23 protein-coding genes are annotated in these 20,002 nt (G+C 58.5%); 9 read left to right on the top strand and 14 right to left on the bottom strand.

Annotated elements, in window-relative coordinates:
* Positions 1-264: 264 nt before the first annotated feature.
* Positions 265-960, bottom strand: a complete 696-nt coding sequence (locus tag BM316_RS14770) for an RraA family protein (RefSeq protein WP_090210133.1) — start codon at positions 958-960, stop codon at positions 265-267.
* Between the two features lie 195 nt (positions 961-1,155).
* Here BM316_RS14770 and BM316_RS14765 point away from each other — a divergent pair, with 195 nt between their 5' ends.
* On the top strand, positions 1,156-2,025 hold the full coding sequence (locus BM316_RS14765; protein ID WP_090210131.1) for an amidohydrolase family protein: 870 nt from the start codon (positions 1,156-1,158) through the stop codon (positions 2,023-2,025).
* A gap of 103 nt (positions 2,026-2,128) precedes the next feature.
* On the opposite strand, the gene BM316_RS16760 is transcribed toward BM316_RS14765, so the two are convergent.
* The 6 genes from BM316_RS16760 to pyk all read right to left on the bottom strand — a co-directional run bounded on the left by BM316_RS16760 (position 2,129) and on the right by pyk (position 5,917).
* The gene (locus BM316_RS16760; RefSeq protein ID WP_165606611.1) at positions 2,129-2,296 is read right to left on the bottom strand and encodes a hypothetical protein; all 168 of its coding nucleotides are present in this window, start codon (positions 2,294-2,296) and stop codon (positions 2,129-2,131) included.
* A gap of 471 nt (positions 2,297-2,767) precedes the next feature.
* A complete protein-coding gene (rplT, locus tag BM316_RS14760; RefSeq protein ID WP_090210129.1) occupies positions 2,768-3,130 on the bottom strand; it encodes a 50S ribosomal protein L20 in 363 nt (120 codons plus the stop codon).
* Positions 3,131-3,148: 18 nt separating this feature from the next.
* Positions 3,149-3,349 carry a 50S ribosomal protein L35 gene (gene rpmI / locus BM316_RS14755; RefSeq protein WP_090210127.1) on the bottom strand — a complete coding sequence of 67 codons (201 nt, stop codon included), beginning with the start codon at positions 3,347-3,349 and terminating at the stop codon, positions 3,149-3,151.
* Between the two features lie 150 nt (positions 3,350-3,499).
* Positions 3,500-4,129 (bottom strand): LysE family translocator, encoded by a 630-nt coding sequence (locus BM316_RS14750; protein WP_090210125.1) that lies wholly within the window; start codon positions 4,127-4,129, stop codon positions 3,500-3,502.
* An 84-nt stretch (positions 4,130-4,213) separates the two neighbouring features.
* Positions 4,214-4,438 carry a hypothetical protein gene (locus BM316_RS14745; RefSeq protein ID WP_090210123.1) on the bottom strand — a complete coding sequence of 75 codons (225 nt, stop codon included), beginning with the start codon at positions 4,436-4,438 and terminating at the stop codon, positions 4,214-4,216.
* 33 nt (positions 4,439-4,471) lie between these two features.
* Positions 4,472-5,917, bottom strand: a complete 1,446-nt coding sequence (gene pyk, locus BM316_RS14740; protein WP_090210121.1) for a pyruvate kinase — start codon at positions 5,915-5,917, stop codon at positions 4,472-4,474.
* Positions 5,918-6,150: 233 nt separating this feature from the next.
* On the opposite strand from pyk, the gene BM316_RS14735 reads away from it, so the two are divergent.
* Genes BM316_RS14735 through BM316_RS16850 form a run of 4 tightly spaced genes read left to right on the top strand, consistent with a single transcriptional unit; the run spans position 6,151 to position 7,824 of the window.
* Positions 6,151-6,888, top strand: a complete 738-nt coding sequence (locus tag BM316_RS14735; RefSeq protein ID WP_090210119.1) for an N-formylglutamate amidohydrolase — start codon at positions 6,151-6,153, stop codon at positions 6,886-6,888.
* A 10-nt stretch (positions 6,889-6,898) separates the two neighbouring features.
* Complete coding sequence (locus BM316_RS14730) at positions 6,899-7,192, top strand: DUF1244 domain-containing protein (RefSeq protein ID WP_090210117.1); 294 nt, start codon at positions 6,899-6,901, stop codon at positions 7,190-7,192.
* 4 nt (positions 7,193-7,196) lie between these two features.
* Positions 7,197-7,646, top strand: a complete 450-nt coding sequence (locus BM316_RS14725) for a tellurite resistance TerB family protein (protein ID WP_090210116.1) — start codon at positions 7,197-7,199, stop codon at positions 7,644-7,646.
* Between the two features lie 49 nt (positions 7,647-7,695).
* On the top strand, positions 7,696-7,824 hold the full coding sequence (locus tag BM316_RS16850; protein WP_278246880.1) for a hypothetical protein: 129 nt from the start codon (positions 7,696-7,698) through the stop codon (positions 7,822-7,824).
* A 2-nt stretch (positions 7,825-7,826) separates the two neighbouring features.
* Here BM316_RS16850 and BM316_RS14720 read toward each other — a convergent pair whose 3' ends face one another.
* The gene (locus BM316_RS14720; protein ID WP_090210114.1) at positions 7,827-8,531 is read right to left on the bottom strand and encodes an endonuclease/exonuclease/phosphatase family protein; all 705 of its coding nucleotides are present in this window, start codon (positions 8,529-8,531) and stop codon (positions 7,827-7,829) included.
* Positions 8,532-8,577: 46 nt separating this feature from the next.
* On the opposite strand from BM316_RS14720, the gene BM316_RS14715 reads away from it, so the two are divergent.
* A complete protein-coding gene (locus BM316_RS14715; RefSeq protein WP_090210112.1) occupies positions 8,578-9,219 on the top strand; it encodes a DUF2238 domain-containing protein in 642 nt (213 codons plus the stop codon).
* On the opposite strand, the gene BM316_RS14710 is transcribed toward BM316_RS14715, so the two are convergent.
* From BM316_RS14710 to BM316_RS14690, 5 genes are all read right to left on the bottom strand, one after another.
* Positions 9,216-10,082 (bottom strand): D-amino-acid transaminase, encoded by an 867-nt coding sequence (locus tag BM316_RS14710; RefSeq protein WP_090210110.1) that lies wholly within the window; start codon positions 10,080-10,082, stop codon positions 9,216-9,218. The genes BM316_RS14715 and BM316_RS14710 overlap by 4 nt on opposite strands.
* The gene (gene dgcA / locus BM316_RS14705) at positions 10,079-11,038 is read right to left on the bottom strand and encodes an N-acetyl-D-Glu racemase DgcA (protein WP_090210108.1); all 960 of its coding nucleotides are present in this window, start codon (positions 11,036-11,038) and stop codon (positions 10,079-10,081) included. Before dgcA ends, BM316_RS14710 begins: the two co-directional genes overlap by 4 nt.
* Positions 11,039-11,080: 42 nt before the next feature.
* Entirely contained in the window at positions 11,081-12,082 is a 1,002-nt protein-coding gene (gene dgcN, locus BM316_RS14700) for an N-acetyltransferase DgcN (protein ID WP_090210107.1), read from the bottom strand.
* A 234-nt stretch (positions 12,083-12,316) separates the two neighbouring features.
* A complete protein-coding gene (gene amtB, locus BM316_RS14695) occupies positions 12,317-13,624 on the bottom strand; it encodes an ammonium transporter AmtB (protein WP_090210105.1) in 1,308 nt (435 codons plus the stop codon).
* 25 nt (positions 13,625-13,649) lie between these two features.
* On the bottom strand, positions 13,650-13,988 hold the full coding sequence (locus BM316_RS14690; protein ID WP_090210104.1) for a P-II family nitrogen regulator: 339 nt from the start codon (positions 13,986-13,988) through the stop codon (positions 13,650-13,652).
* Between the two features lie 270 nt (positions 13,989-14,258).
* Here BM316_RS14690 and BM316_RS14685 point away from each other — a divergent pair, with 270 nt between their 5' ends.
* Entirely contained in the window at positions 14,259-16,418 is a 2,160-nt protein-coding gene (locus BM316_RS14685) for a transglycosylase domain-containing protein (protein WP_090210102.1), read from the top strand.
* A 3-nt stretch (positions 16,419-16,421) separates the two neighbouring features.
* On the opposite strand, the gene BM316_RS14680 is transcribed toward BM316_RS14685, so the two are convergent.
* On the bottom strand, positions 16,422-16,790 hold the full coding sequence (locus BM316_RS14680; protein WP_090210424.1) for a hypothetical protein: 369 nt from the start codon (positions 16,788-16,790) through the stop codon (positions 16,422-16,424).
* A 135-nt stretch (positions 16,791-16,925) separates the two neighbouring features.
* Between BM316_RS14680 and BM316_RS14675 the strand changes: the two genes are divergently transcribed.
* Both BM316_RS14675 and BM316_RS14670 read left to right on the top strand, forming a co-directional pair.
* Positions 16,926-18,665, top strand: coding sequence for a type I secretion system permease/ATPase (locus tag BM316_RS14675; protein WP_090210100.1), 1,740 nt, complete (start codon positions 16,926-16,928; stop codon positions 18,663-18,665).
* Positions 18,662-19,963 carry an HlyD family type I secretion periplasmic adaptor subunit gene (locus tag BM316_RS14670; RefSeq protein ID WP_090210098.1) on the top strand — a complete coding sequence of 434 codons (1,302 nt, stop codon included), beginning with the start codon at positions 18,662-18,664 and terminating at the stop codon, positions 19,961-19,963. Before BM316_RS14675 ends, BM316_RS14670 begins: the two co-directional genes overlap by 4 nt.
* Positions 19,964-20,002: the final 39 nt, after the last annotated feature.

Here is a 20,002-nt window from a genome sequence, read left to right as displayed (position 1 = left end):
GCCAGGCGCTGATTGCTGTTGTCAGTCTTTATAGATCAAGAAGGGACGGGCCCGCCTCATACGGTCTCTGATTCCGGCAAACCTTTCAGCCTGCCGAAGCAATCGCCTGACCCTGCACCCATGCGGGTGGTCTTTGGGTCAAAGTCGAAACCTGATCTTGTCGGGGTGGTGTCACACCCCTGCGGTTGGATATCCGGGAACGAGACTAACCCGCATTTGCTTGCAAACCGCTTACCGCACCGTGCGTTGCCCGCGTCGGGCGTCTCAGGTGCGCTCTTTTTCAAACTGCGCCCATGCTGTTGCAAAACGCGCGAAGTCGAAGTCGGGCTCGCGGGCGGCGGACAGAACGATTTGTTCGGTCTTGAGGAGCTTCTGAATGGCTGCGCCAAGTTCGGGCAGGTAGGCTTCGTCGATGACAACGGCACCGTGCCGGTCCGCATGGACAAGCTCCCCGTCCGCGATCGTCAGCCCAAAGAGCTGCACCGGCGTGCCGATTTCCCTGACGTGCACAAAGGCATGGCTGGGGCCGATCTGACCTGCAACGACAGGAAAGCCTGCAGGCAGATCGCCGAGGTCCCGCATCACGCCATTTGTCAGCGCACCTGAAAGCCCCAGACCTTTGTGGACCGTCGTGTTGATCTCGCCCCAGAAGGCACCGACGGCTGCCTCACCGTCGAGGTCCTCGACCACCGCGATGCCGGGGCGCGGGCCTTCGGACATATGTTTGTAGTAGGCCATGCGGCGTTCCTTGATGACCTCTGGCGCTTCGGTCGGAGGTGCGATTGCCGAAATCTTGGCGGTACGCGCATAGCCGATCATCGCGCCCCCTGCAGGGTCCGAGCACTGCACGGTGCCGCGCGTGTAGCGGTCGAACCCGCGTTTACCTTCCACAACTTCGATGGCGTTGCAGACCGTTGGGGTGTCGACCTCGGTCAGAAGTTTCAGCAGCGCGTCATCCATGGGGCCTCTCCTTGATGGTACCGTCTGATCGCCGCCCCCGCTTTCGAGGTGAGGCTTGCGATCCTTGCACCGTTTTGCATACGTTTGCAGAAACGTAGACACGCGATCCGGCGTTGGGCAAGGTCTTTTTGGTGCTGACATCCGACCAGCCCGTTTGCCAAGCGCGTCACCCTGACAACCAAGGATACCTTCGCGATGAGAATTGATGCCCACCACCATCTTTGGGATTTGAACGCGGTCAGCTATCCGTGGCTGATGGAGCGGGGTGCCGTGCGGTTTTTCGGCGATCCGACGCCCATTCAACGCGATTACCTGATTGATGAATTCAGGGCCGATGCGGATTGGTTTGACGGCTCGGTCCATATTCAGGTGGGCGCAGCTGACCCTTGTGACGAGGCCGCCTGGGTGCAGAAGGTCGCCGACGCCAACGCAGACTGGCCCATGACGCAGGTGGTGTTTTGCGATGTCACGGCGGATGATCTTGATGGCCAGCTTGATCGCTTTCAGACCCTCTCGACCGTGCGGGGCGTGCGACAGATTGTTGGGCGCGCACCCGGTGAGGACGCGAAAACAGGCACGAACGGTTTATTGGCCGATCCGCGCTTTGCCGAAGGGCTGCGGCGTGCGGGAGCGCGCGGGCTGTCTTTTGATCTGCAACTGATCCCCGACCTCTACAGCGATATGGCCCGTGTGCTCGATCATGCGCCAGAAACAGCGATTGCGCTGTGTCACTGCGGTTCACCGACAGACCGGAGTGCGGCTGGCCATGCAGCATGGGCGGAGGCGCTCAGGCTGTTGTCAGAGCGACCACAGGTCACTTGCAAACTTTCGGGGCTTGGCATGTTTGACCACGATTGGACGGTCGAGACGATCAGACCGTTTGTGGAAACCTGTCTGGACCAGTTCGGCCCGACGCGATGCATGTTCGGGTCAAATTTTCCGGTCGATTCGCTTTATTCCGACTATGCGATCCTGTTGTCAGCGATGCGCCAGATTGTGCCAGCCGACATGCACGAGGCGGTCTTTGGGGCAACGGCGGCCGCGTTCTATCGGATGGGTGTCTAGAGGCATCACATCAGACAAAAAGCGCCCCGCAGCGGGGGCGCTTTGACAGTGCGTTTGCACCTGCAAGAAACGACGAGAGGAGCGGTCTAACCCCCCAGACCGCTTACATATTGTTTAATTCAGCTTCGGTGCGATTGGCCAAGCCTTCGGCACCGCTGCTGATCACCGCGCCGACGACGAGGCCGAGCGTGACGATTGCTGCAGTGAGTACGACAAAATCGACGGAAATTGCGCCGTCTTCGTCATTAAAGAATTTCCGTACAAAGGTCACTTCACCTACTCCTTACCGGTCAAATATGCGCCTCAAATACAGAATGAGGCAGTGTTATGAATAATTTGCGACTTTCTCGAAACTAGCAAACATCCGCCGATGTGTCACTTCACATATGATTCATACTTCTGATTCTGATCAAATCTGCCGCCACGTAAGCTACTGTTGTGAAACGAGAAACGAATTGTGGCAGAACCAAGGCGACCTTGCCCCAAAATGGCCTTGAGAGGGCCACCCGACCTGGCAGAACTGATTCCTGAGGCCGGAAATCACAGATCAGAGATTCGCAGGGCGCGATTTCGGCTCAGGCAGCGGGGCGCGGGCTGGACCCGCCGCCATCGGGTTCAGATGCGGGCTTTTTGAAATCACTTCCCATGCGCGCGGGCACCCCCTGCCATAAGACGCAATGGCCCAAACAAAAAGCCGCACGGCGAAGCGTGCGGCTTTGAAAGTCTTGTGGGGCGCGGCTGCTTATGCAGGCAGCGCGTCCTTTGCTTTGCCGACGATTGTCGCAAATGCTTCCGGCTCATTGACAGCCAGATCAGCGAGAACCTTACGGTCAACTTCGATACCGGCGAGGTTCAGACCGTTGATGAATTTGGAGTAGTTCAGGTTCTCGTCCACGGCACGGACGCCTGCGTTGATCCGCTGAATCCACAGCGCACGGAAGTTGCGCTTGCGGTTATGACGGTCGCGGGTCGCATACTGGTTGGCTTTGTCGACGGCCTGCTTGGCAACCTTGAAGGTCTTGGAGCGGCGGTCATAGTAACCTTTCGCTGCGTCCAGGACTTTCTTGTGACGACGATGAGTGACGGTTCCACCTTTAACGCGCATGTCTCAAATCCTTTCGTATCAGCGTGAATAGGGCATCATTGGCTTGATGATCTGTTCATCAGCCTTTGCCAGAACGGTTGTCCCGCGAGCATCACGAATGAATTTCTTGGTACGCTTGATCATGCCGTGGCGCTTGCCTGCCTGACCTGCTTTGATGCGGCCGGAGGCCGTCACCTTGAACCGCTTTTTGCAGCTCGATTTTGTCTTCATCTTTGGCATTTCCGTCTCCTCTTTAGATCGGTCGGAACACGCGACTCGGCATGCCATATCGGCCGGACGCGCGGGTGAAGGCTGCGCTATAAGACGGGACTTGCTGTAGCGCAAGCGGAAAAAGCCATAAAATACGGCTGTGGCTGCGTCATGTGCCCTCTAGGGGGCCTGCACTTTCGACGTCAGAATTTTCAAGCTCGCGGCACTGAAGCCCAGTGCAAATGCGGCTTCGAACCAGCGCCGCAGCTTCAGATACATCTTTGTCATCGTTTGCGAGGAAAAGACGATGGCGTATCCGTGAAACATCAGTGCGCTCTGCAAGCCGACTGCGGCGATCACGACTGCCAGCACCTCTGGTTTGGTGCCCGGAGGAATGCCCAAGGAGAACAGTGAGCCGAAGAACAAAATCGCTTTGGGATTGGTCAGGTGCAATGCCAGCCCTTTGGCATAAAGGGTGCGCTTGCCGCCCTTGAATGATCTGGTAGCCAGATCTTTGGCGGTCAGCGCTGAACGGGCTGCTTTGTAGGCAAGATACATCAAGTAAGCTGCACCGAAGTAACGGATCGTCTCGAAGACCCAGGCATTCGCAAGCATCACCGCACCAAGCCCTAGCGCCGCCGCGACTGACCACATCAGCGAGCCGGTCGTGATCCCAGAGGCCAGCGCCAGACCTGACCGTCGACCGGACGCCATGGACGTACCGGCAAGCGCAAGCGTTGCTGGTCCGGGGCTGATTGCCGCCACAAGGGCTGCGAGCAAAATCAGTGGCAGGTTGATTTCAGGTGGCATCGGAAAACCTCTCAGGCGTGCTGCCAGCCTTGTGCAATCTGCCCGAGAAGTCAATTTCGCCTTTGAGCTGGAGAGGCGCGGGGGTCAGTTGATATACCGACCCAGCACTTCGACCACGATGGTGTCAGCGTTCTCGACGGTGTAGCGGCTGGCATCTTCCTGCACCGTGTAGGCGATGGCGACGCCTGCGATAACAAGCATGACCACCCCGTTGACGGGCCAGCGCTTGTCAGACAGGGCACTGACGATCAAAGGCAGGGCAAACACACCGACCAGCAATGCAATCACAAAGATCAAATCGAGGTCCAACTGCCCTGCCCGCCTGTTGTGTTTGCCGGAAGGTTACTCTGACGCGGCGGCGTAAATCAAATCCTCGGCGCACGGTGCGACACGCAGGATGTTGGTCGACCCCGGTGTGTTGAATGGCACACCTGCGGTGACAACGATCATATCCTCTTCGGTGGCCAGATCTTGCGCACGGGCGGCGCGCACCGCCGCAATCACAGCATCCTTGAAGCGGTCCACCGGCCCTGAGAGCGCACAATTGGTGCCCCAAGACAGACACAGGCGGCGTGCCGTTTCGATATGGTTGGTCAATGCGATGATCGGCACACGCGGACGTTCACGCGAAACCAGAAGCGCCGTTGTCCCCGATTGCGAGAAACAGCAGATCGCCTTGACGTCGGTCTTTTCAGCAATCTCGCGCGCGGCGGACACGATGCCGTCGGCCACCGTCACACCGCCGGCCTTGCGGGAGGCTTCGATGATCTCGGTGTAGGTCGGATCGGATTCCACTTCGGCGGCAACGTTGCTCATCGTTGTGACGGCTTCGATCGGATAAGACCCGGCGGCTGATTCTGCCGACAGCATGATGGCATCTGCGCCTTCATAAATCGCCGTTGCCACGTCAGAGACCTCCGCCCGTGTTGGCATCGGGGATTCGATCATGGATTCGAGCATCTGCGTCGCGACGATGACCGGCTTGGCCGCCGCACGGCACTTGCGCACAAGCTGCTTCTGGATCGGGGGCACATTCTGGACGGGCAATTCAACACCAAGATCGCCGCGCGCCACCATGACGCCGTCAGAAACTTTCAGGATCTCATCAAAGACTTTCACAGCATTCGGCTTTTCGATCTTCGACAGGATCGCAGCACGGCCCTTGGCCAGTTCGCGTGCTTCCTCTACGTCGGCAGGACGCTGCACGAAAGACAGGGCCAGCCAGTCGACACCCAGATCGCAGACAAACTCAAGGTCCTTGCGGTCCTTGGGCGAGAGCGCGGCCAAAGGCAGCGTCACATCCGGCACGTTGACGCCCTTGCGGTTCGAGATAGTCCCGCCAACGACAACTTCGCAGTCAGCAAACGTCGCGCCGCAGTCCTTGACCCGCAGTTTGATCTTGCCGTCGTTGACCAGCAAATGTGCGCCGGGTTCAAGCGCGTCAAAGATTTCCTTGTGGGGCAGCTTCACGCGGGTTGCGTCGCCTTCGGCATCGTCAAGGTCCAGACGGAAGGCAGCCCCTTCGACCAGTTCCTCCTCACCGTTCTTGAAAACACCCACCCGCAGCTTGGGTCCCTGCAGGTCCGCCAGAATCGCTATCGGGCTGTCGAGGTCCTTTTCCACCTTGCGGATGATCTCGTGCCGGCGCTTGATTTCGGCATGATCACCATGAGACATGTTCAGGCGGAACACGTCGGCCCCTGCCTCATGCAGGGCACGGATCATTTCGTAATCGTCAGAGGCAGGGCCCAGCGTGGCGACGATTTTTACATTGCGGTGGCGTTTCATATCATATCCTTCGTCCGTCGGTGCCGTTAGCGGTAACAGCACAAGTTGCGCCCTTATTGCGCAAAACCCTCGCTGCTTCAACTCACGCTGTTTGAGAAAATGCGACTTGTGCGCTTTTTCCAAATTGAAGACGCGAGCGGGTCGTTTGCAGCCTCAAGGCGCGCATTTCCTGATTCAGTCTTGGTTCCCGAGACGCTCTAGCCTATGTGCCGTGACAAAGGAATGACACGACAATGACTGACGACCCATTTGAGGTAGAGGGCGCTGATCGCCCCGGCAGGTGGCTTGTGGCGTGCGACCACGCCACGAATATTGTGCCTGACTGGATCAATGGCGGTGATCTGGGCTTGCCGCCAGAGGATATGAACCGCCATATCGCATATGACATCGGTGCCGCAGGTGTGACGCGCAAGCTGGCCGCGCTGCTGGATAGTCCGGCCATTCTTTCACGGTTTTCGCGGCTGGTCTGTGATCCCAACCGTGGCGAGGATGATCCCACCATCATGATGCGTCTTTATGACGGCACGATTATTCCGGCCAACAAGAACGCCGATGACGCTGAAAAAGAGGAGCGCCTGCGCCGCCTCTATCGCCCCTATCACGCAGCCTATGCGGATCTGGCAAACAAGATCGACAATCCGGTCATTTGCGCCGTCCACAGCTTTACCCCGCGCCTGCGCGGGCGCCATCCGCGCCCGTGGGAAGTCGGCATTCTTCACGCTGACAACGACCCGTTCTCAACTGCCATCATCGCGGCCTGCCGCGAGATGGGCTGGTGCACCGGTGACAATGAACCCTATGCGGGCCACCTGCCAGGGGACGCCGTTGACCGCCACGCGCTGCAACAGGGACGGCCGAATGTGCTTATTGAGTTACGCCATGACCTGATTGCGGATGAGGCGGGGCAGACACTCTGGGCAAACCGGCTGGCCAAGATATTATCGCAGGTATTGGAAGACACCGGCCTGTGAAGGAACAGAGATGGACGCCCAAACCCAGATTGAACTCGAAGCTGCCGCCTTTCGTCGTTTGCAAAAGCATCTGATGGAAGATCGCACTGATGTGCAGAACATTGATATGATGAACCTTGCCGGATTTTGCCGGAATTGCCTGTCCCGCTGGTATCAGGAGGCTGCGAACGAACGCGGCATCGAGATGTCCAAAGAAGAGGGCCGAGAGGCGTTCTACGGGATGACCTCTGCGGAGTGGAAGGCCAACTACCAGACAGAAGCATCAGCCAAGGCGCAGGACGCCTTCAAGAAAAGCCACGGGTAAACCCATGCTGGAGCGGCTCAAAGCGTTTTTCCGAAATCCGTCCGGCTATCACACACCCTTGCCTGAGGCTGATGCCAGCCACGCGATGGGGGCCCTTCTGGTCCGAGCGGCCAAGGCGGATCATGCCTATGTCTTCGAGGAGATCGCAGCGATCGACAAGGTGCTGGCAAAGCGCCACGGCTTGAACCCGGTCGCGGCGGCCAAGATGCGCGCCGAGTGTGAATTGCTAGAAGCTACGATCCCTGAAACCGAGGATGTCGCGGTCATCCTCAATAAGGCGATCAGCACTGAAGAAAAGGAAGCGGTGCTTCTGGCCCTCTGGGAGGTCGTCTATGCGGATGGCTACAAGCATGAAATCGAGGATGGGTTGATGCACCGTGTGGAAGACCTATTCGGCGTCACAGCAGAACGGGCGAAAGAGTTGCAAGGACAGGTCAACGCGGACAACCCGTAACCGGAGGGCGTTCCGGTGAGGTGTTTTGCAAGCAAAGAGGAAACGGCTGATGCAAAAAACCGAAATGACAGGTGATGTGCAGGGTTTTGAACTGCCGCGTGGGTGCTTTTTTACCAGTGTCGTCATATTGATGATGATCACGACGTTTGCAGCGGCGCTGATCGGGGTGCTCTACTAAGTCTAGCCCGCTGCCACGGAAACATCGGCCCAGATCGGCAAATGGTCCGAAACACGACTGGCCCGCGGGCTTTCATCGACACCCGCGTCCATAAGGGCCACATTCACCCCGATCGCGATACGGTCCAATGCAGCGATCGGGCGTGCTGCGTGGAAACTTCGACCGGGGCTATGCACGGTCAGGTGCCCATCCAGCGGCTCGAACCCGCGCGTGTTGGCCCACTCGTTCATATCACCGATCATCACAGTCTGCGCGGGATCGCCAATTTGGGACATGATCGCGCTGAGCTGCTGTCGCCGTGAATGGCGCATCAATCCAAGATGGACACCGACGATGGTGGTTTTGCCATTGAGCGTAACCGCAACCGCGCCGCGCGGCTCCAACCCCGGCAGGCGCAACCGTCGCGGCTGCGAAACGTCAAGGCCACGGCGCACAAGGATCGCGTTGCCATGCCATCCAAGGCTCACATCGTTTGCAGCAAGAGGAACAACATCAAAATCTGTGCCAGAGGTGATCATCTGATACGGCAAAGCCGCTGGCCGCGCACCTAGACGATGATCCGCTTCCTGCAAGGCGACCACATCCGCCTCAAGCGCATTTAGTACGTCAATGACCTGTCCGGGGTTGCGCTTGCCGTCCAATCCTTTGGTTTTACGGATGTTATAGCTGGCGATGCGTAGATCGCGGGGCTTGTGTGCCTGTCTCATGCTACGCATATAAGTATTGAACCCGTTTGTTGACAGGGGTGGAGGGATGCTCGCGCAACTCAGACAACAAAGCCTGTTCGTCAAAATGGTCTGGGCGCTCTTGCTGCTTGCAGCGGCAACAGCCGCTCTCGAAGGGCGCTGGTCACTCAGTTTCGTGGCCGTCGCAACCTTGGCGCTGTCGCTTGCCCCGATCATGCTGGCACGTTGGTTTGATATCACGCTGCCTCTGGCCTTTGTGGCCGCGACAACCGTTTTCGTTGTGGCCTCGATCTTCATGGGCGAGGCGTTTGATTTCTACGAAAGGGTCTGGTGGTGGGATATCGCACTCCATGGCTCATCGGCCTTAGGCTTCGGCCTTGTCGGCTTCCTCTTTGTGCTGATGATGTTTGAAGGGGACAGATTTGCAGCCCCGCATTGGGCGATCTGTTTTCTGGCCTTTGCCATCGCCGTCGCGATTGGTGCCATCTGGGAGGTCTTTGAATTCCTGATGGATCAGTGGTTCGGGCTGAATATGCAGAAATCAGGGTTGAACGATACAATGGGCGATCTGATCGTCGATGTGATCGGTGCGGCCTCTGCAAGCTGGATCGGTTATGCCTATCTGCGCGCACAGGACAGGTCCTTCTGGACCTGGCCCGTCGACCGCTTCGTCGCGCTCAACAAAAAGCTGTTTCGCAAGCTGCGTTAGACTGCCGCCTTGCGGCTTTCGTCGAGGTAAATCTCGCGCAGGCGTGTGGCCACTGACCCGGGCGTGCCCTCACCCACCTGCGCGCCGTCAATCTCGACCACCGGCATCACAAAGGTGCTGGCCGAGGTAATGAAGGCCTCGTCAGCGTCTTTTGCCTCGTCAATAGTGAAGCTGCGTTCTTCGACCTGCATCTGCGCTTCGCGCGCGAAACGCAGGACCGCCGCACGGGTGATGCCGTGCAGGATTTCGTTGCCAAGGTGACGAGTGATTATCGTGTTGCCTTTGACGATATAGGCGTTGTTAGAGGTGCCTTCGGTGACGAAACCATCCTCGACCATCCATGCGTCATCGACGCCAGCGGCCTTGGCCATCATCTTGCCCATCGACGGGTAGAGCAACTGCACAGTCTTGATATCGCGACGTGCCCAGCGCGCGTCCTCGATCGAAATGACCTTGATCCCCTTCTTGGCGGCAGGGCTATCGGCCAGTCCCGGCTTGTTCTGGGTGAACAGCACCACGGTCGGTGCGGTGGTTTCAGGATCGGGGAAAACGAAATCGCGATCACCTGGGGCACCGCGTGTGATCTGCAGATAGATCATGCCTTCTTCGATGCCGTTCAGACGCACCAGCTCGCGGTGGACCTCCAGAAGGTCAGGCAGGACAGCAGGGTGTGGCATGTCGAGTTCATTGAGCGAGCGCTCAAGACGCTTGGAATGGCCGTCAAAGTCGATCAGCTTGCCGTCCAGCACGCTCGTCACCTCATAGACGCCATCGGCCATCAGGAAACCGCGGTCAAAGATCGAGATCTTGGCTTCATTTTCTGGCAGGTACTCGCCGTTGACGTAGACTGTGCGCATGGTCATCCCCAAAGTGCTGCAGACGGTGGATGCACCCCGTCCTGATCGAATTTCAAAGGTTGGTCACGGTCTTCGGCCAATAGCAGCGGGCCGTCAAGGTCCGTATAGGCCACGCCCTGCGCCAGAATGGTGGCAGGCGCCATCGCCAGTGACGATCCGACCATGCAACCGACCATCACACCGTAGCCTTCGGCCAGTGCCTGCCGCTTGAGCGCCAGGGCTTCGGTCAGGCCCCCGGTCTTGTCCAGCTTGATATTCACCATGTCATATTTGCCCTTGCAGGCAGGCAGGCTCGCGCGGTCATGGCAGCTTTCATCCGCGCAAACCGGCAAGGGCCGCGCGATCTCGCCCAGCATGTCGTCCTGTCCGGCAGGCAGAGGCTGCTCCACCATCTGCACCCCAAGACCCATCAAATGGGGGGCAAGGTCGGCGTAAACGTCGGCGGTCCAGCCTTCATTGGCGTCGATGATGATCGGCACATCCGGCGCACCACGGCGCACGGCCTCAAGCCTTGGCATATCATCGGGCGTGCCCAGCTTGATCTTCAAAAGGGGACGCGCGGCGTTCTTGCGCGCCTGCGCCTCCATCGCCTCAGGCGTATCAAGGGAAAGCGTGTAAGCGGTGATCTCTGGTTGTGGGACAGGTACACCCAAAAGATCCCAGACCCGCTTGCCAGCACGTTTCGCGGCATGATCCCAAAAGGCACAATCCAGCGCATTTCGCGCCGCCCCTGCCGGCAGCGCATCGGGCAAATCTGGCCAGGCACCGTCAAAGCCCGTGATCTGGTCGGTGACACTCTCAAGCGTCTCACCATAGCGCGCATAAGGCACACACTCGCCCTGCCCGCGCGCGCCAAAGCCCTCGACAGTGACCGTCAGAACCTGGGCTTCGGTCCGCGACCCGCGGCTGATGGTAAAGACCTGCGCCAGTCGGAAGACATCTCGCGTGACGCTAATCTTCATCGCACCCTCATCATTTTGCCAAAAATACTCAATTTCCGCCGTCTAGATCGCAAGCAAGGCATCGACCAGACGTGCCGCACCCTGACGGAAGGTATCCACCGTTGGCAGACCCATACGCTTTTCGACTTCCGCCAGATAGTCCAGCGCTTCGTCTTCTGACAAATGCTGGGTGTTCACCGAAATGCCGACGATCTGACAATCCGGGTTGGCGATCCGCGCGATGGGTAGCGCCATGTCGCGTAAGGCCTCGAGGCTGGGCAAATCGTAATCAGGTAAGCCGCGCATATGGGTGCGGGTCGGTTCATGCGCCAGCACCAGTGCGTCAGGCTGACCACCATGGATCAGCGCCATCGTTACGCCGGAATAGGAGACATGGAAAAGGCTCCCCTGCCCTTCGATGTGATCCCAGTGGTCGGGATCATTGTCCGGCGTCAGGTATTCCACCGCGCCTGCCATGAAATCGGCGATCACGGCGTCCAGCGGCACACCGCCACCGGTGATCAGGATGCCGGTCTGGCCTGTCGGGCGGAATGTGGACTTGAGCCCACGCTTCTGCATTTCGGCATCCATGGCAAGGCCGGTATACATCTTGCCCACTGAACAGTCCGTCCCGATGGCCAGACACCGTTTGCCCGCGCGCTTCTTGCCGTTGGCGATCGGATAGGCAACAGACGGAATCCGCACATCAAAGAGGGTCCGGCCATTCACGCGGGCTGCGGCCATCAGCTCTTTTTCGTCGCGCAACAGATTATGCAGACCTGACGCGATGTCATAGCCCATCTGCAGCGCCTCGACCAAGACATCCTTCCATGCCTGCGAAATCACCCCGCCACGGTTTGCCACGCCGATCACAAGCGTCCTGGCGCCGGCGGCAAGGCCATCCTCAAGGCTCATATCCGTGATCTTGAGGTCGGCCCCACAGCCCGCCATGCGGAACTGGCCAACGGCATTTTCGGGACGCCAGTCCTTGATCCCTTGGGCCACTTTCGCGGCAAGCTGATCAGGGGCATCGCCAAGGAATAAAAGGTAAGGTGTCTGGATCATGTTGTGCTCCGTATCGCTGGACTCAGGCTTTGATGGCGATTTTCACGTATCATGACGCAATTTCTTCGCAGAAAGTGACACTAGAGAACCTTATTTCGGGGATTTCTTGCATCATAGTCTTCTTTTGCCAGACAATATCCCGGTGCCATTCTGCGTTTGAGCGATTTCTTGCGCGCATAGAAAAACCCGGGCGCGAACGCCCGGGTTCAAGCTCACTCGGCTATCAGGGAGAGATTAGCCTTTGGAGAAGTCAGGGTAGGCTTCCATGCCCAGCTCAGCCATATCGAGACCGTTGATCTCGGCTTCTTCGCTGACGCGGATACCCATTGTGGCCTTCAGGATGACCCAAACAACAAGCGCGATCACGAAGGTGAAGACACCGTAGGCGATGATACCTGTGATCTGTGCACCCCAGTTGCCTGTGTAGAAGGCGACAGCCAGCGTGCCCCAGATACCTGCGAAGAGGTGGACAGGGATCGCACCAACAACGTCGTCGATCTTGAACTTGTCGAGCATTGGGACGGTGAAGACCACGATCACACCACCGATGGCACCGGTGATCAGCGCACCGAAGAGGGATGGTGCAAGCGGCTCAGCTGTGATGGACACCAGACCTGCCAGCGCGCCGTTCAGAACCATGGTCAGATCGACCTTCTTGTAGAGGATCTGGGTCAGGATCAGGGCAGCAACTGCGCCGGATGCAGCGGCCATGTTGGTGTTGGCGAAGATACGGCCAACGTCTGTGATGTCGCCAACGGTACCGGCCGCAAGCTGCGAACCGCCGTTAAAGCCGAACCAACCCAGCCACAGGATGAATGTACCCAGTGTGGCCAGTGCAAGGTTTGAACCCGGCATTGGAACAGTGCGGCCATCCTTGTACTTGCCCAGACGTGGGCCAAGGATCAGCGCACCGGCCAGAGCAGCCCAGCCACCAACAGAGTGTACGATTGTCGAACCGGCGAAGTCAGAGAAGCCCATTTCGGACAACCAGCCGCCGCCCCACTGCCAGGACCCGGAAATCGGATACATGAAGCCAGTCAGGACGATCACGAAGATCAGGAACGGCCAAAGCTTGATCCGCTCGGCCAATGCACCCGAAACGATCGACGCTGTTGCAGCCACGAACATCAACTGGAAGAAGAAGTCGGATGCAACGGAGGCGTAATCAAGGGCTGCTTCGTCAGCGGCAAGGCCAACAGGCTCAAGCACAGTTGGCACGAAGTTCGGCGCGAAATAGCCGTTGAATTCACCTGGATACATCAGGTTGAAGCCAACCAGCCAATACATGATCGCGGCAATGGAGAAGAGCGCGATGTTCTTGGTCAGCTGCATCGCCACGTTCTTGGACCGCACGAGGCCCGCTTCGAGCATGGCAAAGCCTGCTGCCATCCAGAACACCAGAAAGCCACCCACGAGGAACAGCAGTGTGGTCATGATATAAGGGCCGATTTCATCAAAGCCCGCTGCGGCGTCTTGCGCCAGCGCAAAGGTCGGAAGCAGCGTCAGCGCGGCACCAACCGAAAGATACTTGGTCATTTTCATTGGTTTGTCCCTTGAGTTCACACGCTTACAGCGCGTCATCATTGGTTTCGCCGGTGCGGACGCGCAGTGCGCTTTCCACGTCGAGGACGAAGATCTTGCCGTCGCCGATCTTGTCGGTCTTGGCGGTCGAGGCGATCGTGGAGACGACCTGATCGGCCATGCTGTCCTGCACGACGATCTCGAGCTTGACCTTCGGGACGAAGTTCACGGCGTATTCGGCGCCACGGTAGATTTCGGTGTGACCTGACTGAGAGCCGAAGCCTTTGATCTCGGACACCATCATGCCGCGCACGCCAACGGTGGTCAGCGCCTCGCGGACCTCCTCAAGCTTGAACGGTTTGATTGTTGCAATGATGAGTTTCACTGTCTTCCCCTTGCAAATTCCATGCGGGACACCTTGGGCAGCACCCGCTCGCACCGGAACAAAGAGCCTGCACACCCGCGTTGGACAAGAATGCTGCAGGTGCAAAATAAACAGTTTTCAGATCAATTTGCACAATTTTTGCACAAATTGACTGATTTGCTTATTTTTTAGGCGCACATAAAAGGGCCAATCGGCAATTCTCCGCGCTCTACATCCGTGTCGAGTCGGGTTAGACTGCCGCAAAAGAGACAAACCTCAGTCGGGCAGACCATGAGTGGAAACAACAAGAAGCGGTCACCTTTGGTGGCTGAAAAGCGCTATCCTGCAGGCAGCGCCGCCAAAAAGAAGAAGGCGGCACCGAAAAAGCCAGCGAAGACGCGTCGGACACGCAGAGCAGCAACCCGCCGGTCAAAGCCGAAGGGATTCATCGGCTATCTGCTTTTGCCATTCCGTTGGCTGTTCTCCCTGATCTGGGCCTTCACCTGGCGTATTGGCATGGTGGTCGCGCTGATTGTTGCCGGTTTCTCATTCTATTTCGCCTCGACCTTACCGCCGGTTGATGAATTGATTGACGGGCGCGCACGCGGGTCGGTGACGATGACCGACCGTTCCGGAGAGGTCTTTGCATGGCGCGGAGACCAATTCGGCGGGATGGTGACGGCAGAGACCGTGTCAGAGCATCTGCACGACGCGGTGATTGCGACAGAGGACAAGCGGTTCTACCGCCACTTCGGCATTTCCCCGCGCGGGATCGCTTCGGCTGTACGGATCAACCTGCGTGAAGGCCGCGGCCCCCTTTCAGGCCATGGTGGGTCCACCATCACACAGCAGACAGCAAAGCTGCTCTGCCTCGGCGTTCCTTATGATCCTGATGACTGGGAAGACGAAGCCGCCTATGAGGCCGACTGTCGCCGCACGACACTTTGGCGCAAGGCCCGCGAAGCTGTCTTCGCCATCGGGATGGAGATTGCCTACACCAAAGAGGAAATCCTGACCCTTTACCTCAACCGCTCTTATCTTGGTGCAGGGAGCCGCGGATTTGAGGCTGCAGCCCAGCGCTACTTCGGTATCTCCGCCGCAGAGGTGAACGTCGCACAATCCGCGATGCTGGCGGGTCTTTTGACGGCCCCGTCCGCCAATGCCCCAACGCGCAGTCTTGAGCGCGCGCAGAACCGCGCCGCTGTCGTCATCGGATTGATGGAAGAACAGGGCTATCTTTCGGAAGGCGAGGCACTTGAAGCGCTCGTTAATCCAGCCACCCTATCCGAGGCCGCACGCGCGCAATCGGGCGGATTCTTTGCCGATTGGGTGATGGACAGCGGGCCGGAGTTCTTCACCCGCAACACGACCGAAGATGTGATCATCAGGACAACACTCGACCAGCGCATCCAGTCGGCCGCCGAAGAGGCCTTGATCACCGTCTTCGAGCGCGATGTGCGGGAAGGGTCCGAAGCACAGGCCGCAATTGTTGTGATGTCCGCAGATGGGGCCGTCCGCGCCATGGTCGGTGGTCGCAATATCAGTGCCACCGGCGCGTTCAACCGCGCCACACAGGCCCTGCGCCAGACCGGTTCGGCCTTCAAACCGTTTATCTATGCCGCCGCGCTTGATCTGGGCATGTCGCCCTATGCGATGATTGACGACCGACGCACCTGCTGGCAGCGCAGAGGCAGCCCAGAATGGTGCCCTGAAAACTATGACCGTGAATTCAAGGGCCCTGTCACGATGGTGCAGGCCCTGGCCGAGAGCCGAAACATCCCCGCCATTCTTGTCTCTGAAGAGGTCGGACGCGGTCTGGTCAGCGAGGTCGCAAGCGGCTTTGGCGTTGATCGCGAATTCGCCGCTGGTCCTGCCTTGGCCTTGGGTGTCACAGAAAGCACGCTGCTGGAAATGACAGGCGCATTTGCCGGTATCCTGAATGGCGGTTCTCAGGTTGAGCCATACGGCCTGACCGACTTACGCTTTATGGGCGATGATACGACGCTGATGGATGCAAGCTCTGTCGGGATCGGCGAAAGGGTTATCCGCGAGGAGGCCGCGCGCCAGTTGACGTGGATGATGACAAAGGTTGTCGAAGAAGGCACTGGGCGGCGGGCACAGATCGACGGTTGGCAGATTGCGGGCAAGTCAGGCACGACCCAAGGATCGCGCGACGCTTGGTTTATCGGCTTCACGGGTGATTACGTCACCGGTGTCTGGATGGGCTATGACGATAACCGCCGTCTGACGGGTGTGACAGGGGGCGGCCTGCCTGCCCAGATCTGGCGCGAAACGATGGTACGCATCCTTGAAGGGCAAACACCGACACCGCTGCCGATGATGGTGCCGCAACAGCCGTTGAGCACGGGTCTCTTGCAAAGTCAGGGGGGTGAGGTCGTTGACCAGCAGGTTCTCAACCTTCTGGACAACATCCTAGGCGGAACAGACTAGAGGCTATTCGCCAGGGTCTTCGCACCGTTCATAGCGGAAGGCATAGCCATCCCAGATCATGTAAATGCCGGGGTCCTGGGCATCGAGCATCATGATGACGCGCTCTTCCCAGGTGGAACCTTCGCCGATGCAGGCCATGTCAAAGACCGTGGCTTGCATGTCTTCAATCATCACGGGGTTTGTCATCCGGCATTCGACCTCGACGCCATAGAAAATGTCGTCTTCGATGCGGAGTGACCCGCCATCGACACCGACAAGCGCACATTCTGCATTTGCCGTCTGTTTGTAGGTGCCGTCGAACGGCCCTGCATGGAGGGCCAATGGCATGATCGTCAGGGCTGCCCCGAGACGGGCAAGAGTAGTCCTTTTCATACCGGTGGTTTTGAGGCAAACGGGCATCCAGATCAATCTTTTATGCGGTCGGTGGCAAATTGAGGTTTACCGATTACCTATTCGCGATATTGCGTTAGGGTATCCCGCAACACATCAGGCAAGACGGCAGACATAATGGCAAGCGAAGCATTCAAGCGCGGCAAGGCGGAGTTACAGGCAGAGCGCCGCAAGAGTCGCGGGCTTTATTGGGGGGTTGGGATTTTCAGCTTCTTTGTGAACCTGTTGATGCTGACAGGCCCGCTCTACATGCTCAATATCTATGACCGCGTGTTGAGTTCGCGGTCGTTTGAGACCCTTGTGGCACTATCTGTTCTGGTCGCCTTTCTTTACGGGATGATGGGCATCCTTGACTACGTGCGCGGGCGCGTGATGGGACGCGTCGGTGCGCGTTTCCAATCCGGTCTGGACCGGCGGGTCTTTGCTGCGGTGCTCAAGGCCACATCCCTGAACCGCGCCCCCAAGGAAGCGGCCACAGGTTTGCGCGATCTTGAGGCTGTGCAACGTCTGATCACATCGCCTGCGTTGATGGCGCTCTTTGATCTGCCTTGGGTGCCATTGTTCTTTTTCGGGATTTTTCTGTTCCATCCCCTGATGGGGATCCTCGCCGTTGTCGGGGCTGTGATCCTGTTGGCTGTCGCGCTGATCAACCGCATGGTGTCACGCAAACCCCTTGAAGCTGCAAATGCGGCAGGCTTCGCCGCCGAACAGCTTGGTGCGCAAATCCGCAACGAAAGCGAGATGGTGCAGTCACTGGGTATGCGCAATGCCGCGTTTGACCGGTGGCAGGTTGCCCGTGGCAAGTCGCTGGATACGACCATCGCGGCGGCAGATACCTCTGGCAGCTATACCGCCATGACGAAGGCATTCCGCCTGTTCTTGCAGTCTGCGATGCTTGGTCTTGGGGCGTATCTTGTGCTGAACGGCGAGTTGACACCAGGTGCCATGATTGCAGGCTCGATCCTCTTGGGCCGTGCGCTTGCGCCTGTTGAATTGCTGGTGAACCAGTGGGCGCTGTTCCAGCGGGGCCGCGAGGCATGGAACAACCTTGCCGTGCTTTTGGGAGAAATTCCGCCGGACGAGCCGCGCACAGCCCTGCCGCAACCCAAGGCGCATTTGCTGGCACAGCAGTTGACGGTTATCCCGCCAGGCGAACAGCAGGCCGCACTGCGCATGGTCAGCTTTGAGGTGCATCCCGGTCAGGCCGTCGGTGTGATCGGCGCCTCCGGCGCAGGTAAATCGACATTGGCGCGTGTGCTCACCGGTGTCTGGCACCCTGCCGCCGGTAAGGTGCGTCTGGATGGTGCCGCACTTGACCAGTATGACCCTGACAGGCTGGGGCAACTGGTTGGATACCTGCCGCAGCGCGTCCAGCTTTTTGACGGCACGATCAAAGAAAACATCGCACGGATGTCAATGACACCTGACGACAAACAGGTAGTCGCTGCGGCTCAGGCTGCTGCCGCACATGAGATGATCCTGAAGTTGCCGGATGGCTACGACACGCGTGTCTCGGCCACCTCAGGACGGTTGTCTGGTGGGCAAATCCAGCGGATCGGACTGGCCCGCGCACTTTACGGCGATCCTGTTATGGTCGTGCTGGACGAGCCGAACTCTAACCTCGACAACGAAGGGTCTGTCGCACTCAACAAGGCGATCAAGGCCGCCAAGGCAGCAGGCAAGATCGTCTTTATCATGGCCCACAGACCGTCAGCGATCCAGGAGTGTGATCTCTTGCTTTATATTGAGGGTGGCGCGAGACGGGCGTTTGGTCCGAAGGACGATGTTCTCAAAGAAATTGTGAAGAACCATGCGGAAATCCAGCGCAACACCGGCAAGTCGGGAGGTGTGTCATGAGCAATGATGCAAAGCGCTGGTCAGCGACCAAACATCTGACAATCGGGGTTGTTGGGCTGCTCATCCTTGTTGGCGGTTTCGGGTCTTGGGCGATTTTTGCGCAGATCAGCGGGGCGGTCATTACAAGCGGGCAAATCGAGGTCGATCGCAACCGACAGGTTGTGCAGCACCCTGACGGGGGTGTCGTTGAAGAAATCCTCGTGCAAGAGGGCGACACCGTCATGGCCGGCGACCTTTTGGTGCGTCTGGATGCAAGCACCCTGCAGTCAGAGCTAGCTGTGGTCGAAGGCCAGCTTTACGAAATCCTTGCCCGCCGCGCACGTATGGAAGCCGAACGGGATGGCGATGATGAACTGACGTTCAGCCCGATCCTGCTTGATGCCGGCACAGAAGAGGCGCGCGACCTGATGGACGGACAGATCCGTCTGTTCGAGGCACGCCGCGAGACAAATATGCGCGCCGTTGAACAGCTCACGCAGCAGCGTGCGCAGATTGCCAGCCAGCTTTCAGGGTTTGATGCCCAGCGCGAGGCGCTTGAGCGGCAAAGTGCGCTGATCAGTCAGGAACTGGCCGACCAGCAGAGCCTTTTTGATCGTGGTCTTGCGCAAGCCACCCGCGTTCTTGCATTGCAGCGCGACGAGGCGGCCTTGCAAGGGCAACTGGGGGAACTCGCGGCAAGCCTTGGCCAAGCCGCCGAGCGCATGACGGAAATTGATATCCAGATCCTCGGCCTGTCATCGACACGTCGCGAAGAAGCGATTGCGAGCCTGCGGGACCTTCAGTTCAACGAACTGGAATTGTCAGAACGCCGCCGCACGTTGCAGCGCCAACTGGACCGGCTTGATATTCGTGCCCCTGTCGCCGGCATTGTCTACGGGATGCAGGTCTTTGCGCAGCAATCGGTCATCCGCGCTGCAGACCCTGTGCTTTACATCATCCCGCAAGACCGGCCCTTGGTTATCGCGACGCAAGTCCAGCCGATTGACGTTGATCAGATCTTCGTGGGGCAGGATGTAACTTTGCGTTTCGCGGCCTTTGACCAGCGCCGCACGCCAGAACTGCAAGGAACGGTGACACTGGTTTCGGCTGACGCCTTCCAAAACGAGAATTCGGGACAATCCTATTACCGTGCTGAGGTCGAGTTGAACCCCGGTGAAGCAGAGCGTCTGCCAGAAGGCATGACACTAATTCCAGGGATGCCGGTTGATGCCTTTGTGCGCACCGCAGAACGCAGCCCGATCAACTATCTCATCAAACCGCTGTCAGACTATTTTACCCGCGCCTTCCGCGAGTCCTGATTGCAGATATGCCGATTGGTGGGTAGCGTCCCTGACGAA

Source organism: Yoonia litorea, assembly GCF_900114675.1.
GTDB classification, from domain to species: Bacteria; Pseudomonadota; Alphaproteobacteria; order Rhodobacterales; family Rhodobacteraceae; genus Yoonia; species Yoonia litorea.
The sequence above is the reverse complement of the archived record's forward strand: the minus strand, read 5'-3'. Positions and strand labels throughout refer to the sequence as shown.

What these genes read in the sequence shown, in the direction of transcription:
- BM316_RS14770 (WP_090210133.1), bottom strand. Translation starts at nt 960, where the DNA reads ATGGATGACGCGCTGCTGAAACTTCTGACCGAGGTCGACACCCCAACG.
- BM316_RS14765 (WP_090210131.1), top strand. Translation starts at nt 1,156, where the DNA reads ATGAGAATTGATGCCCACCACCATCTTTGGGATTTGAACGCGGTCAGC.
- rplT (WP_090210129.1), bottom strand. Translation starts at nt 3,130, where the DNA reads ATGCGCGTTAAAGGTGGAACCGTCACTCATCGTCGTCACAAGAAAGTC.
- rpmI (WP_090210127.1), bottom strand. Translation starts at nt 3,349, where the DNA reads ATGCCAAAGATGAAGACAAAATCGAGCTGCAAAAAGCGGTTCAAGGTG.
- BM316_RS14750 (WP_090210125.1), bottom strand. Translation starts at nt 4,129, where the DNA reads ATGCCACCTGAAATCAACCTGCCACTGATTTTGCTCGCAGCCCTTGTG.
- pyk (WP_090210121.1), bottom strand. Translation starts at nt 5,917, where the DNA reads ATGAAACGCCACCGCAATGTAAAAATCGTCGCCACGCTGGGCCCTGCC.
- BM316_RS14735 (WP_090210119.1), top strand. Translation starts at nt 6,151, where the DNA reads ATGACTGACGACCCATTTGAGGTAGAGGGCGCTGATCGCCCCGGCAGG.
- BM316_RS14730 (WP_090210117.1), top strand. Translation starts at nt 6,899, where the DNA reads ATGGACGCCCAAACCCAGATTGAACTCGAAGCTGCCGCCTTTCGTCGT.
- BM316_RS14725 (WP_090210116.1), top strand. Translation starts at nt 7,197, where the DNA reads ATGCTGGAGCGGCTCAAAGCGTTTTTCCGAAATCCGTCCGGCTATCAC.
- BM316_RS16850 (WP_278246880.1), top strand. Translation starts at nt 7,696, where the DNA reads ATGCAAAAAACCGAAATGACAGGTGATGTGCAGGGTTTTGAACTGCCG.
- BM316_RS14720 (WP_090210114.1), bottom strand. Translation starts at nt 8,531, where the DNA reads ATGAGACAGGCACACAAGCCCCGCGATCTACGCATCGCCAGCTATAAC.
- BM316_RS14715 (WP_090210112.1), top strand. Translation starts at nt 8,578, where the DNA reads ATGCTCGCGCAACTCAGACAACAAAGCCTGTTCGTCAAAATGGTCTGG.
- BM316_RS14710 (WP_090210110.1), bottom strand. Translation starts at nt 10,082, where the DNA reads ATGACCATGCGCACAGTCTACGTCAACGGCGAGTACCTGCCAGAAAAT.
- dgcA (WP_090210108.1), bottom strand. Translation starts at nt 11,038, where the DNA reads ATGAAGATTAGCGTCACGCGAGATGTCTTCCGACTGGCGCAGGTCTTT.
- dgcN (WP_090210107.1), bottom strand. Translation starts at nt 12,082, where the DNA reads ATGATCCAGACACCTTACCTTTTATTCCTTGGCGATGCCCCTGATCAG.
- amtB (WP_090210105.1), bottom strand. Translation starts at nt 13,624, where the DNA reads ATGAAAATGACCAAGTATCTTTCGGTTGGTGCCGCGCTGACGCTGCTT.
- BM316_RS14685 (WP_090210102.1), top strand. Translation starts at nt 14,259, where the DNA reads ATGAGTGGAAACAACAAGAAGCGGTCACCTTTGGTGGCTGAAAAGCGC.
- BM316_RS14680 (WP_090210424.1), bottom strand. Translation starts at nt 16,790, where the DNA reads ATGAAAAGGACTACTCTTGCCCGTCTCGGGGCAGCCCTGACGATCATG.
- BM316_RS14675 (WP_090210100.1), top strand. Translation starts at nt 16,926, where the DNA reads ATGGCAAGCGAAGCATTCAAGCGCGGCAAGGCGGAGTTACAGGCAGAG.
- BM316_RS14670 (WP_090210098.1), top strand. Translation starts at nt 18,662, where the DNA reads ATGAGCAATGATGCAAAGCGCTGGTCAGCGACCAAACATCTGACAATC.